The sequence below is a fragment of the Leisingera methylohalidivorans DSM 14336 genome (assembly GCF_000511355.1).
Classification (GTDB): domain Bacteria; phylum Pseudomonadota; class Alphaproteobacteria; order Rhodobacterales; family Rhodobacteraceae; genus Leisingera; species Leisingera methylohalidivorans.
Genome location: NC_023135.1, coordinates 39770 through 56188, shown reverse-complemented (window position 1 = coordinate 56188; position 16419 = coordinate 39770). Strand labels below are relative to the sequence as shown.

The 16419-nt window shown below is 60.9% G+C and carries 15 protein-coding genes; 5 read left to right on the top strand and 10 right to left on the bottom strand.

The genetic code is table 11. The annotated features are described in order from the left end of the window. Positions 1–6 precede the first annotated feature (6 nt). The 6 genes from METH_RS00255 to METH_RS00230 form a co-directional block, all read right to left on the bottom strand. Entirely contained in the window at positions 7–1686 is a 1680-nt protein-coding gene (locus METH_RS00255; RefSeq protein ID WP_024088398.1) for an ABC transporter permease, read from the bottom strand. 141 nt (positions 1687–1827) lie between these two features. Beyond that, positions 1828–3045 (bottom strand): phenylacetate--CoA ligase family protein, encoded by a 1218-nt coding sequence (locus METH_RS00250; RefSeq protein ID WP_024088397.1) that lies wholly within the window; start codon positions 3043–3045, stop codon positions 1828–1830. Positions 3046–3062: 17 nt separating this feature from the next. Beyond that, positions 3063–3899, bottom strand: a complete 837-nt coding sequence (locus METH_RS00245; protein ID WP_024088396.1) for an ABC transporter ATP-binding protein — start codon at positions 3897–3899, stop codon at positions 3063–3065. A gap of 117 nt (positions 3900–4016) precedes the next feature. After that, a complete protein-coding gene (locus METH_RS00240; protein WP_024088395.1) occupies positions 4017–5300 on the bottom strand; it encodes an ABC transporter substrate-binding protein in 1284 nt (427 codons plus the stop codon). Positions 5301–5392: 92 nt separating this feature from the next. Further along, entirely contained in the window at positions 5393–6469 is a 1077-nt protein-coding gene (locus METH_RS00235) for a branched-chain amino acid ABC transporter permease (RefSeq protein ID WP_024088394.1), read from the bottom strand. A 74-nt stretch (positions 6470–6543) separates the two neighbouring features. Further along, positions 6544–6807 carry a hypothetical protein gene (locus METH_RS00230; RefSeq protein WP_024088393.1) on the bottom strand — a complete coding sequence of 88 codons (264 nt, stop codon included), beginning with the start codon at positions 6805–6807 and terminating at the stop codon, positions 6544–6546. Between the two features lie 102 nt (positions 6808–6909). On the opposite strand from METH_RS00230, the gene METH_RS00225 reads away from it, so the two are divergent. Next, positions 6910–7242: a hypothetical protein gene (locus METH_RS00225; RefSeq protein WP_024088392.1), complete on the top strand. Its 333-nt coding sequence runs from the start codon at positions 6910–6912 to the stop codon at positions 7240–7242. A 27-nt stretch (positions 7243–7269) separates the two neighbouring features. On the opposite strand, the gene METH_RS00220 is transcribed toward METH_RS00225, so the two are convergent. Together METH_RS00220 and METH_RS00215 are read right to left on the bottom strand one after the other, a co-directional pair. After that, positions 7270–8256: a branched-chain amino acid ABC transporter permease gene (locus tag METH_RS00220; RefSeq protein WP_024088391.1), complete on the bottom strand. Its 987-nt coding sequence runs from the start codon at positions 8254–8256 to the stop codon at positions 7270–7272. A gap of 74 nt (positions 8257–8330) precedes the next feature. Beyond that, a complete protein-coding gene (locus METH_RS00215) occupies positions 8331–9149 on the bottom strand; it encodes an ABC transporter ATP-binding protein (RefSeq protein WP_024088390.1) in 819 nt (272 codons plus the stop codon). An 88-nt stretch (positions 9150–9237) separates the two neighbouring features. Between METH_RS00215 and METH_RS00210 the strand changes: the two genes are divergently transcribed. Beyond that, positions 9238–9423 carry a hypothetical protein gene (locus tag METH_RS00210; protein ID WP_024088389.1) on the top strand — a complete coding sequence of 62 codons (186 nt, stop codon included), beginning with the start codon at positions 9238–9240 and terminating at the stop codon, positions 9421–9423. Positions 9424–9476: 53 nt separating this feature from the next. Here METH_RS00210 and METH_RS00205 read toward each other — a convergent pair whose 3' ends face one another. Then, positions 9477–11441: an AMP-binding protein gene (locus tag METH_RS00205; protein ID WP_044008287.1), complete on the bottom strand. Its 1965-nt coding sequence runs from the start codon at positions 11439–11441 to the stop codon at positions 9477–9479. Positions 11442–11887: 446 nt separating this feature from the next. Here METH_RS00205 and METH_RS00200 point away from each other — a divergent pair, with 446 nt between their 5' ends. The 3 genes from METH_RS00200 (at position 11888) to METH_RS00190 (ending at position 14995) form a co-directional block, all read left to right on the top strand. Beyond that, positions 11888–13789, top strand: coding sequence for a hybrid sensor histidine kinase/response regulator (locus METH_RS00200; RefSeq protein ID WP_024088386.1), 1902 nt, complete (start codon positions 11888–11890; stop codon positions 13787–13789). After that, the gene (locus tag METH_RS00195) at positions 13786–14490 is read left to right on the top strand and encodes a response regulator transcription factor (RefSeq protein ID WP_024088385.1); all 705 of its coding nucleotides are present in this window, start codon (positions 13786–13788) and stop codon (positions 14488–14490) included. Before METH_RS00200 ends, METH_RS00195 begins: the two co-directional genes overlap by 4 nt. Positions 14491–14767: 277 nt before the next feature. Continuing rightward, the gene (locus METH_RS00190) at positions 14768–14995 is read left to right on the top strand and encodes a WGR domain-containing protein (protein WP_024088384.1); all 228 of its coding nucleotides are present in this window, start codon (positions 14768–14770) and stop codon (positions 14993–14995) included. Between the two features lie 84 nt (positions 14996–15079). Here the strand turns inward: METH_RS00190 and METH_RS00185 are convergent, their stop codons facing one another. Continuing rightward, positions 15080–16279, bottom strand: coding sequence for a hydantoinase/carbamoylase family amidase (locus METH_RS00185; RefSeq protein WP_024088383.1), 1200 nt, complete (start codon positions 16277–16279; stop codon positions 15080–15082). Positions 16280–16419: the final 140 nt, after the last annotated feature.

The following is a 16419-nucleotide window of genomic DNA, read 5'->3' as shown; positions in this document are numbered from 1 at the left end:
TTGCGGCTAGCGCTGCCGCCCCACCTGGCGGCAGATCAGAATCACCGGCAGCAGCCCGACCGCCATGATTACCAGCGAGGGCACCGCGGCGCCCTCCAGCCGCTCATCCGCCGCCAGCCGGTGCGCCTGCACTGCCAAAGTGTCAAAGTTGAACGGCCGCATGATCAGCGTAGCCGGCAGTTCCTTCATCACGTCGACAAAGACAATCAGCAGTGCCGTCAGCAGGCTGGGTGTCAGGATTGGCAGATGCACCCGGCGCAGCATCCCCAAGGGTCCCTGCCCCAAGGAACGCGCTGCCGCATCCATGTTGGCATGCATGGTGGCTTGCCCGCCTTCATAAGCCCCCAATGCAGCGGCCATGAACCGCACACCGTAAGCTGCGACCAGCAACCAGATCGACCCGGTCACCAAAAGCCCCGTGCGGATGCCAAACATCTCCCGCATCCAGGCGTCCAGCGCATTGTCAAAGGCGGCGAAGGGCACGATCAGCCCCACCGCAATCACCCCGCCCGGCACCGCATAGCCCAACCGTGCCAAATAGGCCGCGACAGAAGAAACCCGGCCGGGCCGCAAGCGCTGATAGAACCCGAGGCACACCGCAGCGGCCACTGTCAGCACAGCCGCCGCTGCCGCCAAAGTGATTGAATTTGTGGTAAAATCGATATAGCGGCGGCTGAACAAGTTCTGCTCGGAATCAAAGCTCATCAGGAACAGCACTGCCACCGGCAGCAAGAATCCCAGAATCACCGGCACCGCGCAGAAGAAGACAGCCACTGCCGACTTGATGCCCCCCAGCTCGGCCGGCGGCATCTGATTGTGGTGCTTGCCCGCGTGGTGGTATTTTGCCCGTCCGCGTGTCGACCGCTCTACCACCGCCAGCGTCAGCGCAAACCCCAACAGGCACAGCGCCAGCTGCGCCGCGCCGCCGCGGTCGCCTAGCGAAAACCAGCTGGTGTAGATTCCAGTAGCAAAGGTCTGCACTCCGAAGTAGGACACGGTTCCGAAATCCGCGATGGTCTCCATCACTGCCAGCAGCACGCCTGAGGCTATTGCCGGCCGCGCCATGGGCAGACTGACCATCCAGAATGCCGCCCAGGCGTTTTTCCCTAGCGCCCGGGCCGCCAGGAAGGCACCGGAGCTTTGCTGCAGGAAAGCTGCCCGCGCCAGCAGGTAGACATACGGGTAGAGCACCAGAACAAGCATCGCCGCCGCACCAGCGGTAGAGCGGATCTCCGGAAACCAATAGTCGCGCGGCCCCCATCCGGTTACCTCGCGCAGGGCGGACTGCACGATGCCGGGATGGTCCAGAATATGAGTGTAGGCATAGGCCAGCACATAAGCCGGAAACGCCAGCGGCAGCACCAGCGCCACCTCCAGAAACCGCACACCTGGAAACCGGGTCATCGTCACCAGCCAGGCTGCCCCCGTACCGATTGCAAAGGTCCCCAGCGCCACCAGCGTCACCAATGCCAGCGTGGTCAGAGAGTACCCCGGCAGAACAGTGCTGGCGAGATGGCTGATGGTTTCGGTGCCGCCGAACGCCGCTGCCAGCGCCACCGCCAGCATCGGCAAGACACAGGACAGCGCCACCGCCCAGGCCAGAACAGCGAACAGCCCGCCGCCGGACTTACCGCCGCGGCGGCGTCCCTTGGGGGAGTAATCTATGGAGTCATTTGCGGCAGTCATGGATCCGGCAGAATGTTGCACCGCCCTATTACGACTATTCCAGTCAGAAATTCCAGCCGGAAAGCACCCTGCGGCTCTACGGTTCTCAGAACAACANGCNNNCNCCNNNCTTCGGCGCCCCGCCCCGCCGCGACGGCAGGTTCAGTCGTAGGTCCGCTGATCCTCGATCACCAGCCCGTCCTTGGGCAGCGTGCCTGGTGCCACCACCTCAACCTTGCCTTTGAGCTTCAGCACCTCGATCACCGAGCGGGAAAAGGCCGCCTCGTCGCCGTCCGCAGCCTCGATCTGCACGGTCATCGCGTCCATTTCACCATCGCGGCTGGCAATGACCCGGGCCTTGACGATCTCGTCATGCTTTTCGACCAGCGCCGCCACCTGCTCGGGGCGCACAAACATCCCCTTGATCTTGGTGGTCTGATCAGCCCGGCCCATCCAGCCCTTGATCCGCGTATTGGTGCGCCCGCAAGGCGAGACACCCGGCATCACTGCTGAAAGGTCGCCGGTGGCAAAGCGGATCAGCGGATAATCCGGGTTCAGCGTGGTCACCACCACCTCGCCCACCTCGCCCGGTGCCACCGGGTTGCCGGTGCCTGGGGTGACGATCTCAACGATCACATGCTCGTCGGTGATCAGACCCTCCATCGCGGGGCTTTCATAGGCGATGTTCCCCAGATCGGCGGTGGCGTAGCATTGCAGGCAGCTGATCCCGCGGTCGGCATATTCCTGGCGCAGGCTGGGAAACAGTGCACCGCCTCCCACCGCCGCTTTGGAAAACATCAGCTCCACCCCCATAGCATCGGCCTTGTCGAGGATCACCTTCAGGTAATCCGGCGTCCCGGCATAGGCCGTGGCGCCGACATCCCGCGCAGCGGTCACCTGCAGCTCGGTCTGGCCGGTACCGGCAGGCAGCACCGCCGCACCCACCGCCCGGGCACCGTTCTCGAAGATCATACCGGCAGGCGTCAGATGGTAGCCAAAACAGTTCTGCACCACATCGCCCTGGCCGATTCCAGCTGCATTCAGGAACCGCCCCATACGCCACCAGTCGCCATCCACCCCGCCCGGCTCATAAATCGGGCCGGGGCTTTGGAAAATATGACCGAACCCTGTGGCAGGCTTCACGGTGAAGCCGCCAAAAGGCGGGTTGGCCGCCTGCGCCCGGCTCAGCTCCGACTTGCGCAGCACCGGCAGCGCCGCCAGCGCCTCTGCCGAGTTCACCGCTGCCGGGTCCACCCCGTCCAGCAATTTAGCATATCCAGCGGTGGATTTGGCGCGGGCAATCTGCTCCGGCAGCGTCTTGGCTAGGTCTGCGGCGCGTTCGTCGGCACTGCGGGTTTCAAGCATGTCAAAAAAGCTCATCACGTCATCTCCCCGCATCAGCTCAGCCACCTTTTGCGGCGGCGGTAGGACCGCACGTCGCGGAAACTCTTGCGTCCCTCATCCGACATGCCGAGGTAAAATTCCTTCACATCCGGGTTCTCGCGCAGCTCAGCCGCGGGCCCGTCCATCACCACCCGGCCCGACTCAAGGATATAGCCGTAATGGGCATAGCGCAGGGCGACGTTGGTGTTCTGTTCCGCCAGAAGGAAGGTCACGCCTTCCTTCTCGTTGATCGACTTCACGATCTCAAATATCTGCTCCACCAGCTGCGGTGCCAGCCCCATCGAGGGTTCGTCCAGCAAAATGGTCTCCGGCCGGGACATCAGCGCCCGGCCCATCGCCACCATCTGCTGCTCGCCGCCCGAGGTATAGCCGGCTTGGCTCTTCCGCCGCTCCTTCAGGCGCGGGAAATAGTGATAGACCATCTCCAAATCGTCCTGAATCTTCGCCCCGCTGTCTGAACGGGTATAGGCGCCTGTCAGCAGGTTTTCCTCCACCGTCAGATGCTCAAAGCAATGACGGCCTTCCATCACCTGAATGACGCCCTTCTTCACCAGCTCCGCCGGGTCCTGCTCATGCACATGCGCGCCGCGGTACTTGATAGAGCCTTTGGTCACCTCGCCGCGCTCTGAATGCAGCAGGTTCGACACCGCTTTCAGCGTCGTGGTCTTGCCCGCCCCGTTGCCGCCCAGCAGCGCGGTGATGCCGCCCTTCGGTACATTCAGGCTCACGCCTTTCAGAACGAGGATCACGTGATTGTAGATCACCTCGATATTGTTGACCTCCAGCAGGGTCTCGGCCTGCACCTCGGCGGTGTTCGCTGCATCCAGCATCAAAGCGTGTCCTCATGCCTGTCCCGGACCTGAACCGGGACCCTGTTGAGTGGCGCGGCGGATCTCCGCCGCGCCGGTTGTTCCCAGCCCCTTTAAAGACAGGGCCGGCCAAAGCCCTTAGTTACAGCGGGGCTCGATCTTGTTTTCAGCCGCGTAGGCGCCTGAGTCCTCTTCAACCAGCTTGCCGATTACTTCGGTATCGGATGGTTTAAAGTCCGAGATCAGTGACCAGGTTTTGCTCTCCGCATCCCACTGGGTCACCCCCACCAGGCCGGGGCCGCCGTGGTTGTCGCAAGACACGCTGAAGGTCGGGCCAAAGTTCGGCATCCCCAGCGATTCCATCTTCGCTTCGTCGATCACCAGCGCTTCCATGCCGTCGCGCATCATTGCCGCGGTGATCTCCTTGGTGCCGTGGATCTCCTGCGCGGTTTTGGCAGCCTCGGCAGCCAGCATCGCCGCATACATGCCGCGGTTGTACAGCACGTTGCCCACCTGATCGCCTGCACCAGCGGCCTTGCCAGCGTCCACGACATATTTCTGGATGTCGTCAAACACCGGGAAGTCGCGGCCGACGTTGTGGAAGGTCACGGCCTTGTAGCCGTCGGCCTTGGCACCCGCGGGCATCACGTCATGTTCTGCACCGGACCACCACACTCCAATGAAGTTCTCCATCGGAAAGCGGATGTTGGCCGCTTCCTGGATCGCCACCTGGTTCATCACGCCCCAGCCCCACATCACGACAGTGTCGGGACGCTCACGGCGGATTTGCAGCCACTGCGACTTCTGCTCCTGACCCGGATGATCGACCGGCAGGGCAACCAGTTCGAACCCGTGTTTCTCCGACAGCTCCTCCAGGGTGCGGATCGGCTCCTTGCCATAGGCGGAGTTGTGATAGATCAGCGCAATCTTCTTGCCCTTCAGATCACCACCGTTCTCCTCCAGCAGATAGTTGATCACGCCGGAGGCACCGTTCCAGTAGTTGGCCGGATAGTTGAACACATGGCTGAACACTTCGCCATTTGCGGCAGAGGTCCGGCCATAGCCCATGGTGTGCAGCGGAATGTTGTCAGCCGTCACCTTGGGGATCAGCTGATAGGTAATGCCCGTGGACAGCGGTTGATAGACCAGCGCGCCTTGTCCCTTGGTGGATTCATAGCATTCCACACCTTTTTCGGTGTTATAGCCGGTCTCGCATTCGATCACCTTGGCCGTCACGCCACCGATACCGCCATCACGCTCGTTCAGCAGAGTGAAATAGTCGTTGTAGCCATCCGAAAACGGGATGCCGCCAGCGGCATAGGGGCCCGTGCGGTAGCTGAGATCGGGGAATACCAGATCCGCCATTGCCGGACCGGCGGCCATCGCGGTGCCCAGCACCAGTGTTGTCAGTGTCTTCTTCATCGGCTTGTCTCCTCCCATGGTTTTATCCGATGTACGCATGCTGCGGGGGTGGTCTTGCTTTTCTCCCCGCAGCGCATTGGCCACTGCCCGCATCAATGCGGGAAGGGCCACAGTCTCAGTTTCTCCTTGGCGACACGCCACAGCTGCGCCATCCCGTGCGGCTCTGCAATCAGGAACACGATGATCAGCGCCCCCACGATCACCAGCTGGAAATGCGCGACAATGTCAGTGGGCCAATTCAGCAGATCCACGCCCACCACCTTCAGGATCACCGGCAACAGCACCAGGAAGGCCGCGCCTGCAAAAGAGCCGAAGATCGAGCCCAGCCCCCCAATGATCACCATGAACAGCACCAAAAATGACTTGCTGATGCCGAACGCCTCGCCGACCTCGACCGCGCCCAGGTACACTGCAAAGAACAAGGCGCCAGAGATGCCGATGAAGAAGCCGGAGACGGCAAAGGCGGTCAGCTTGGCTTTCAGCGGATTCACCCCGATGATCTCCGCCGCGATATCCATGTCCCGGATTGCCATCCAGCTTCGGCCGACGGTGCCGCGGGTCAGGTTGCGGGCAACCAGCGCGCAGAACGCCAGGAAGATCAGGCAGAAAAGATATGTGGCCCAGGCCGGTGCGTTGGGGCCGGTGATCAAAATGCCAAAGGTATCCCGCTCCGGCGCGTTAATCTGCCCCGAGGCCGAATAGTTGTAGAACCAAGGCACCCGGTTGAACAGCCAGACCAGAAAGAACTGCGCCGCCAGCGTCGCCACCGCCAGATAGAAGCCTTTGATGCGCAATGACGGCAGGCCGAAGGCAACACAGACCACTGCAGTAATGCCGCCCGCCAGCAGCACATGGATGAACATGCTGACCTCGGGAAAGGCGGTCATCAGCTTGTAGCAGGCGTAAGCCCCCACTGCCATGAAACCGCCGGTGCCCAAGGAGACCTGCCCGCAGTAGCCCACCAGGATGTTCAGCCCGATCGCTGCGATCGAATAGATCAGGAATGGCAGCAGGATCGCATTGGCCCAGTAATCGTTGATCAGGAAGGGGATGATGCCAAAGGCCACCGCCAGCACCGCGTAATAACGGACACGGTCGAATTTGATCGGGAAGGTCTGGCTGTCATCGGCATAGGAGGTTTTGAAATCTCCGGCTTCACGGTAGAACATGTCTCAGATGCTCCCTTTCTGTTGCAAACGGGGCCCGGTCCGGGTGTTTGTCTTGAATGTTTCAGCAGGGGCAGTCATTCGATCTGCCCCCATTGTGCCTGCGCCGCATCGCGCTGCGCGCGGCTCATCCGGTTCGACGGTTTGGCATAACCGCTCTGCTCGCTGCCGCGCACCAGCCGCAAGTAGGCGATGATCCCGGTGATCAGCCCCGCCGAAGCCAGCAGCGCAGCGGTCACGATCTGGGTTTCTGTGAACCCCTCCGCAGTCAGCGCCAGATAACCAAAAGCCCAAAATCCCGCCCAGGCTATCACGTTGATTATGGCAACCGCCTTGCTCATGCCGCACCGCCGGCGTTAACCAGTTTGTCAGAAATCCGTGCTTGGCCACATTTTGCCCATGTCTTTCTGCCACCCTTTGCTTGGGTAAAGTGAGTGGGATCAATGACCGCGATTTTCGAGGAAATCCGGCGGCTGGAGGCCGCGCGGAAGAAGGGTGATATAACTGCTGCCGCATTTGCAGAGGCCAAGGGCCGGCTGCTGGCAACAGTGGAAGACGCAACCGTGCTGCCGCCGTTCGAGCCGGCACCGCAACCGCGGCGGACCGACAGTGCCGCTCCGGGTCCTTGGGGGCTGATGCTGATGGGCCTTTGCGGCGCGGGGCTGCTGACATTTCTGGCCGGGCGATTGATCGGCGACCTGACAATTGCCTTCACGCTGGTTGCCACAGTATTCGCCGCCATCGTCATCGCCGCCTTCCGCAAGCTGGAAGGCTGAGCAGGCTGGCAGCAGGTCATATGAGCGTCAAACCCGTTCAATGATCTTCTCCCCGAACAGGCCCTGCGGGCGGAACACCAGGAAGATCAGAGCCAGCACATAGGCGAACCAGTTCTCGGTGGCACCGCCGACCATCGGACCGATGGCGAATTCGAACAGCTTCTCGCCTACACCGATGATCAACCCGCCAACAATGGCGCCCGGGATCGAGGTGAAGCCGCCCAGCATCAGAACCGGCAGCGCCTTCAGTGCGATCAGCGACAGTGAGAACTGAACGCCGGACTTGGTGCCCCAGACGATGCCTGCTACCAGTGCCACGAAACCGGCGATCGACCAAACCAGCACCCAGATGAAGTTCAGTGAAATGCCGACCGACAGCGCCGCTTGGTGGTCATCCGCCACCGCGCGCATCGCCCGGCCCTGCTTGGTGTATTGGGCAAAGCAGACCAGCCCGGCCACCAGCAGCGCAGCAATCACCGTCGCAACAATGTCCAGATTGTCGATAAAGAAGCCGTAGCCGAAGATGTTGAAGGTGATCTCGTCGAGCCACAGGTTGATCCCCTGCGGCAGGCCCACGTCCAGCGCCTTGATCTCGGAGCCCCACATCAGGTCGGCAACTCCTTCGAGGAAATAGGCAAGCCCAATAGTGGCCATGAACAGGATGATCGGTTCCTGCCCGACCAGATGCTTCATCACCAACACCTGCACCAGCCAGGCCAGCAGCACCATCACCCCGACAGTCAGCGCAATCGCCAGCACGCCTGGCACATTCCAACCAAAATGGGTGATATGGCCGCCAAAGACCGCATTGATGACATGCGAAAAGGGCACCTGCCCCTGCATGATCCCAACCAGCGTCATCGCTGCAAACAGCGCCATGACCCCTTGCGCATAGTTAAAAATGCCTGAGGCCTTGTAGATCAGCACAAAGCCCAGCGCGACCAGCGCATAAAGCACGCCCGCCATCAGGCCGTTGAGCGTGACCTCCATCGCAAAGATGAGTTGTTCAGGCATTGCGCTCTCCTCCCGCAAGTTCCTTCGAAAGAATTTGCCAAAAATTTTCGAAAATTTTTGACCGCACCGTCAGCTCAGTCATGGCTGACCCCCAGATAGGCGTCGATCACATCCTGATTGTTGCGCACCTCATCCGGGGTGCCGTCTCCGATCTTCTTGCCGTAGTCCATCACCACGACCCGATCGCTGAGATCCATCACCACGCCCATGTCATGTTCGATCAGGGCGATGGTGGTGCCGAATTCGTCGTTCACGTCCAGGATGAAGCGGGACATGTCCTCCTTCTCCTCGACGTTCATGCCGGCCATCGGTTCATCCAGCAGCAACAGCTTCGGCTCTGCCGCCAGCGCACGGGCCAGCTCGACCCGCTTCTTCAGACCATAGGGCAACCGCGCGACCGGCGTCTTGCGGATATGCTGGATCTCCAGGAAGTCGATCACCCGCTCCACAACTTCGCGGTTTTCGGTCTCTTCCCGCTCGGCCTTCCCCTTCCACAGCGCCTGTGAAAAAAGCCCTGTTTTCATATAGTTAAGCCGACCCGTCATAACGTTATCCAAAACACTCATGCCTTCAAACAGCGCGATGTTCTGAAAGGTGCGGGCGATGCCCTGACGGGCCACCTCATAAGGGCGCATCGGCGGGCGCTTCTTGCCATGAAACAGCACCTCGCCTTCCTGCGGCACGTAAAAGCCCGAAATCACGTTCAGCATAGAGGACTTGCCAGCGCCATTTGGGCCGATAATTGCGCGGATTTCGCCCTCGCGGATGTCAAAGGAGATATCCTTGATCGCCACCACGCCGCCAAAGCGCAGGGTGATGTTTTTCATTTCCATCACCACACCGCCGATGGTGCGGCCGTCTTCGGTGACATAGCTTGAGGAATTGTCAAGCATAACAACGGCCTCCCTTTTTTTGCCACATAGAACTTTTAAGATAACCGTGCGATACTTGAAGAAAACGAGCAGCAAGGAGATCGAAGTTATGTTTGGCGAACTTGAGCATTCCTGCCTTTTGACCATGGCCATTGAATGCAAGCAGATGGGCCTGTCGCAATCCGAAAGCCTGGCCTCCATTCTCAAGCAGACCCACGGGTTCAGCTCCACTTTCAAAATTCAGCAGGTGGTCCACACGGCCTTCAACCCTGGGCTCAATCCTGACCTGATCTGAGACCACCCGGTCCTGCTGGGCACCGGGCGGGGAACTTCTATGGCGCATGTGCATCATTCCGCGGCCACCTGGTGAAATGCCGCCGGCTTTACATCCGCATCGACTATTTTCAGTGTCGCGCTGATGGAACCCTTGCGGCCATCCTCATAGGTCACTTCTGTAACTGTTGAGACCTGTTCCGAGCCGTCGTACAGCGCGGTAATTATATCTTCGAACTTCTCCTCAACGATGCGGCGGCGCACTTTGCGGGTGCGGGTCATTTCGCCGTCATCCGCATCCAGTTCCTTGTGCAGAACCACAAAGCGGTGGATCTGACAGCCGGACAGCATCGGGTCCTCAGCCACCGACTGGTTCACCGCCCCCACATGTCCGCGGATGCTTTCCAGAACCTTCGGATGACCAGCCAGTTCCTGATAGGAAGCATAGGCGATATTGTTGCGTTCCGCCCAGTTGCCCACTGCCGTCAGGTCGATATTGATAAAGGCAACGCAGCGGTCTCTGCCGTTGCCGAACAGCACGGCTTCCAAAATGTCCGGATAGAATTTCAGCTTGTTTTCCACATACTTCGGCGCAAACATCGCGCCGTCGGCCATTTTGCCAACGTCCTTGGCACGGTCGATGATTCGCAGATGCCCTGACCCTTCCTCGAAGAAACCGGCATCACCCGTGGCCACCCAGCCTTCGGCATCCTTGGTCGAGGCGGTGGACTCCGGGTTATTGAAATACTCCACAAAGGTGCCCGGCGAACGGTAGTAGATCTCGCCGTTGTCGCCGATCTTGATCTCGACTTCCGGGGCCGGCACACCCACGGTATCGGCCCGCACCTCACCATCCGGCTGCACGGTGATGAACACGGTGGCTTCGGTCTGGCCGTAAAGCTGTTTCAGATTGATACCCAGCGAGCGGTAGAAATCAAAGATCTCCGGCCCGATCGCCTCCCCCGCCGTGTACCCCACGCGGATACGGCCATAGCCCAGTGTATCCTTCAGCGGCCCGTAAACCAGCAGATCGCCCAGCGCGTATTTCAGCCGGTCCATCAGACCCACCGGTTTGCCGTCTAGAATGTCGCCGCCGACCTTCTTCGCGTGGGCCAGGAAATGGTGGAACATCTTGCGCTTCAGAGCGCTTGCATCCTCCATCCGGATCATCACATTGGTCAGCTGGCCCTCAAAAACCCGCGGCGGGGCAAAGAAATAGGTAGGACCGATCTCGCGCAGGTCGGTCATCATGGTGTCGGCGCTTTCCGGGCAATTAACGCAGAAGCCGCACCAATAGGCCTGGCCGATCGAAAAGATAAAATCGCCAACCCAGGCCATCGGCAGGTAGGACAGGATGTTCTCACCCTGGGTCAGACCGTCGAACTCGGCGGAGTTCTTGGCGCTTTGGATCACGTTGCGGTTCGACAGGACCACGCCTTTGGGCTTGCCGGTGGTGCCGGAGGTGTACAGCATCACACAAGTGCTGTCGTACGTCAGCTTGGCCTGGCGAGCCTGCAGTTCGCTGGCCAGTTCGTCGCGCGCCGCACGGCCCTGATCCTGAATATGGCTGAACTGATGCAACTGCGTGTGGTCGTATTTCCGCATCCCGCGCGGATCGAGATAGATCATATGCTCAAACTGTTGCAGCTGATCCTGGATCTCGATCACCTTGTCTGCCTGCTCCTGGTCACCCACAATCACAAAGCGCGCACCGCAGTGACCCAGCACATAGGCCATCTCCTCGGCCACCGCATCCTGATAGAGCGGCACCGGAACAGCTCCGACCGCTTGCGCGGCGACCATCGACCAGTAGAGATAGGGGCGGTTTCGACCGATGATGGCAACGAAATCGCCCTCGTTCACGCCAAGGTTGATGAAGCCCAGCGCCAGTGCCTCGATTTCCTTTGCCGCCTCGGCCCAGGTCCAGCACTGCCAAATGCCGAATTCCTTTTCCCGATAGGCCGGTGCATTTGCGAATTGCGCCGCATTGCGTTGAAGCAGCGCCGGCAGGGATAGTTTCCCTTCGGCGCCCATCTGCATCTGAGCCAACTTTCTTTCCTCCCTTTCCGGCTTTGCTGCCGGACCGACCGCTGCCCGCGGTTCTAGCCCCGATTAGGGTCGACGGCATGCTAGCCAGTCAACTTTTTCCTGAAGTTTTCCCAAATCTTACGAATTGTAACAGCCATCTTTCCCGTATTTCACGAACCGTTGCACAAGGTGCCGTGGATCCGGGCACAGAAAATCCTGCAGCATTTGCAGCGACGCCAGTGCAATGCCCGCCGGATGCGCACGAATTGGCCGGAATCCGCATCAAACGCAGCGGCCAGCCTTGCCAGTTTCCGCATCCGATGCGCCATCTGCGGCATGCTGCGTCCGGCAATCAAAAGACACTTGGCGGTATTACACGGCGATACGGTCTCCTCCCGCGGCCGAATGGCAATTTGCTCCGCTACCGCCGTGGTGCTAGCCATGAAGCGGGGAGAACCATGAACCGAACAAGCAAGCCGCACGCCGCCATGACAACCGCCGGCCTGAACCTGATCGCCCAGGCTCTGTCGATCTATGACAACGATTTGCGGCTCGCCGTCTGCAATCGCCGTTTCCAGGAAATGTTCAACCTCCCGGAGCACTTGGCGCAACCCGGCGCCGCCTTCGCCGAGACAATCCGCTTTCTGGCCGAAAACGGGGAATACGCGCCGGAAACGGATGTCGAAGCGATCGTGCAAAGCCGGGTCGAGCAGGCTCTGGACTTCGTGCCCCACTACTTGGAACGCGAACGCCCCAACGGGCAGATGATCTCCATCGAAGGCTCGCCGCTGCCGCAGGGCGGTTGGGTCACGGTTTATACGGATATCACCCGCGCCAAACAGGCCGAGCAGCTGCTGCGCTCCCGGTCGGAGGAACTGTCCGAGAAGCTGATCACCCATACCGAGGAACTGTCTGCCGCCAACCGCCAGCTGGAGGCCACGAATACTGCGCTGGAAGAAGCCAAGCGCCAGCTGACAGAGATCGAAGGCCGCACCCGGCTCACGACCGAAATGATGCCCGCCCATATCGCCCACGTCGATGCGGACGGCTTTTACACCTATACCAACCGCCGTCTAAGCTCGGTGTTTCCCAGCCGCCCCTCTGACATCCTCGGTATGCATATTGCAGACGCACTGGGGGAGACTGCCTTTGAGCGGATCGAGCCGCATTTGCTGGCCGCCTACAAAGGTGGCAGCCCAGTTTTCGAATTTACTGAAAGCCACGGCAGCCGCCGCATCCGGGTGGCCTTCACCCCGGACCAGTGCGGCGGTGTCTATATCCTGTCGATGGATGTGACTGAAGAAACCCAGGCCCGGGTTGCCCTGCAGCAAGCCCGCCGCCGCGAGATGGCGGCGCAGATGACCAGCGGCCTAGCACATGACTTCTCCAACCTTTTGACTATAATTCTCGGAATGCAGAGCAAGCTGCAGAAAATGGAGCTGAGCAGTGAGGCAACCGAACTGATCCAAGGCACGATTTCCGCCGCAAAGCGCGGCGGTCGGCTGCTGCACCGGATTGCCGAAATGACCAGCCAGCGCACCTTGCGCCCTCAAGCCGCCGACATGCACACGCTGCTGGGTGAATTGAAGGTCCTCGCCTCTCCCTCACTGCCCCAAGGTATCGGGCTAAGCATCCTTGACAACATGCCGGACGAGGTGCTGCTTCTGGATAGCGGCAAACTGCAGGACGCGCTTTTGAACCTGATCCTGAACGCTCGCGACGCCTGTGGAACCTCGGGCCAGATAACAGTCAGCGCGCATACTGTCGGGCGGACCTGGGTGGAAATCACGGTGACCGACACCGGGCCCGGCTTTTCTCCCGAAGCGCTGGACCACGCGTTGAATCCTTTCTTCACCACCAAAGGCAGCGAAGGCTCCGGCCTTGGCCTGCCAATGGTTTACGACATGGCCAAACTGGCGGGCGGCGACATGCGGATCGGCAACACGCAAACTGGCGCTTCGGTTACTCTTCGCCTGCCCTACCGGTTGGCACCGGATGCCAAGGGCGGCCTGGCCCTGCTGGTCGAGGATAGCGAAGAGCTGCGCACCGCATTCCGCGATATGCTGATCGATCTTGGCTACACTGTCATCGAAGCAGCCAGCGTAGATGAGGCCAGTGCGCTCACCGCCGATTTGCCGGACATCGCGCTGGTGCTGACAGATATCAAGCTGGAGGGCACTGCCACCGGTATCGACCTGGCCACCCGGCTGGACGGCTCAAACCTGCCTTGCATTCTGATGACCTCCCTTCCTGTCAGCGACCCGTTATTCCGCAAGGCCTTGAAATGCGGCCCGGTTTTGCGCAAACCATTCACCACGCACCAGTTGTCCGCGCTGATCAAACCGGAGCCCGCCGCATGACATCGCCCTTGGTCACCATCCTGGATGACGAGCCGGAGATCCGCCGGATCCTGACCAGCACGCTGGAGGACGCAGGCTTCCGCACCCAAAGCTTTGCCCGCGCGCGCGAATTCGAGGCGGCCCTGAACCGGATGACACCGGACGTTTGCCTGGTTGATCTGTCGCTGCCTGACACCGATGGGCTGGCGCTGGTGCACCGGCTGGCACTGGAACAGGGCGCGGCAGTCATTATCATCTCCGGCCGCGCCCAGGTGCAGGACAGGGTCACTGGACTGGAGCTGGGCGCTGATGATTACATCACGAAACCATTTGATCCGGCCGAAGTGGTTGCCCGTGTTCGCGCCCGGCTGCGCAGCGGCCCCCGCCTTGCAGCTCCCGCCAGCGACACTGCGCGATTCTCCGGCTGGACTGCGCATTTCGACCGCTACGTGCTCGAGGATGACGCTGGCAGTGAAACGCCATTCTCCCATGCCGAGGGCGAAGTGCTGCGGTTGTTCCTCGACAGTCCCAAGCGGCTGATCTCCCGCGCTCAGATGCAGGAGGCGCTTGGCGGCGCGGCCGGCGAAAGCTTTGACCGGGCCATGGATGTGCGCGTCTCCCGTCTGCGCACCAAGCTGCGCGAAGACCCTAAAAACCCGCGGCTGATCAAGACGATTTATGGCGCGGGTTACATCTTTCTCGGCGATGTCGACTGGGGCTGACCCTGCTCCGCCAGAAAACCGAACTGTCCGCGCTACGCTCATGCTTTCATGTAAGTCTAGGAAAAGATGACGCAGCTGAAGCATTCTGCCGCCCTTTCCGGACTGTGGGTGGCGCCGGCTTGGCTGTTCACTGCGTCGTCTACCCGATTGGCATTCCGGTTTTGCACATGGTGGTGTTCGCCCTGGCGGCGCAGTCTTCCGCACTCTTGGGCGTCGCGCCCCGCGGCCCGGCACAGAGATTCTTGCCGAGGCGAATCGCATGGCGTAGAATCAGGAGATGGCCACCTGTCTGCTCTACCGCCTAGCTCCTTCGTGCCCGCCCCGGTTCTACCGCATTGAGCTGGCGATGAACCTGTTTTCCGAGGTTTCGGTGCTGCGCGAATGGGGCGTAGCAGGCGGCAACGGGCAAAGTGTCATCAACCTCTACGGCAATCTGCGCGAGGCTTCCCTGGCTGCCGACAAGCACCGCAACCGGATGCTCAAACGCGGATACGGACGGGACTGACCGCGCCGCGCCAGCGGCGCCCGGCCCAACGTGAAGAGCATCCGGCCGGATGATCGGGAACAGGCGGGAGCATCTGCCTGCAGATCACACCGCCAACCCCCGGGCTGCGCGGTCCAGGACTTGCAGTCCCAGCACCAGATCCGCCTCCGGCGTGTCCTCGTCAAAGGCATGGCTGATACCGCCGGTCGAGGGCACAAACAGCATCCCCGCAGGCATCACCGTCGCAAGGTTGGCGGCATCATGCAGTGCACCCGAAGGCATTTTCCGCCACTTGCCCGGCGCGGACACCTCTGCAGCGGCCTCCAATTCCGCCTGAAACCGCGTATCCATCGCCGCCGGTTCTATGCCCATCACAGGGCCAAGCTCCGCTGTCACACCGTGATCAGCCGCAATCTCCCGCGCTGTCTCCTTGACAAGTGTCTCCATCCACGCCAGCCGCTCTGCATCGGCATCGCGCCATTGCATCGAAAACTCGACGCACCCGGGCACGACAGAGGACGCATTGGGATGCAGCGCCACATGGCCGATGGTCCAGACCGTGGCAGGTGTCACCACATTTGCAAACCGGCTGTTTAGCGCCGCGTTGAATGCTGACAGCGCCTGAAACGCGTCCCGGCGCAGGTGCATCGGCGTGGTGCCTGCGTGGTTCTGCCGCCCCGAAAACGTGATCCGCATGTCCCGGATGCCAACGATATCGGTCACCACCCCAATCCCCAGCCCGGTTTCCTCCAGATAGGGGCCTTGCTCGATATGCATTTCCAAAAAGCCGCTGAACCGCTCATGCGGCAGGAAACTTCCCGTCAGCTCCGCCATCTGCGCCCGCATCCCGGCAAGGGTATTGCCAGCGCTGTCAGTGAACCCATCCGCTGCATCCAGCGCCAGTTTGCCGGTCCAGACATCGGACCCGGTCAGCACCCCGAACCGTCCCTCCTCATCCTGAAAGCTGACGCAGGAAATGAGCGGGCCGCCAGCCTCCCTGGACGCGCGGGCGATCTCCAGCCCGGCCACCACCCCCAGCGCGCCGTCCAGCCAGCCGCCCTCGGGCTGGCTGTCGCTGTGCGACCCCACCAGAAGGCTCCGCCCTGCGGCCAGACCGAACAAATTTCCAAGCGGGTCGAAATGCGGTTCCAGCCCGGCCTCTGTCATCCGTCCGGCCAGCCATTTCCGCGCTGCGATGTCTGCCTCGGAATAGGCCTGCCGCACCACTCCTTTGCCAACGCCGGATGCGCCAAAGCTGCGCAACATATGCAAATCATCAAGAAAACGCTGAGGATCTAGGGGCATGCGGGTCTCCAAAATGACCACTGCACAATGCGCCAAGTTCATTCAGCCCTCAATGAATTTGATAAGGCCAATTCCCAACCCGGTCTTCCCTCTCCCCTGAACCTCCCCTAAGACTTCACCGGAAACAACGGAGCCGCCTG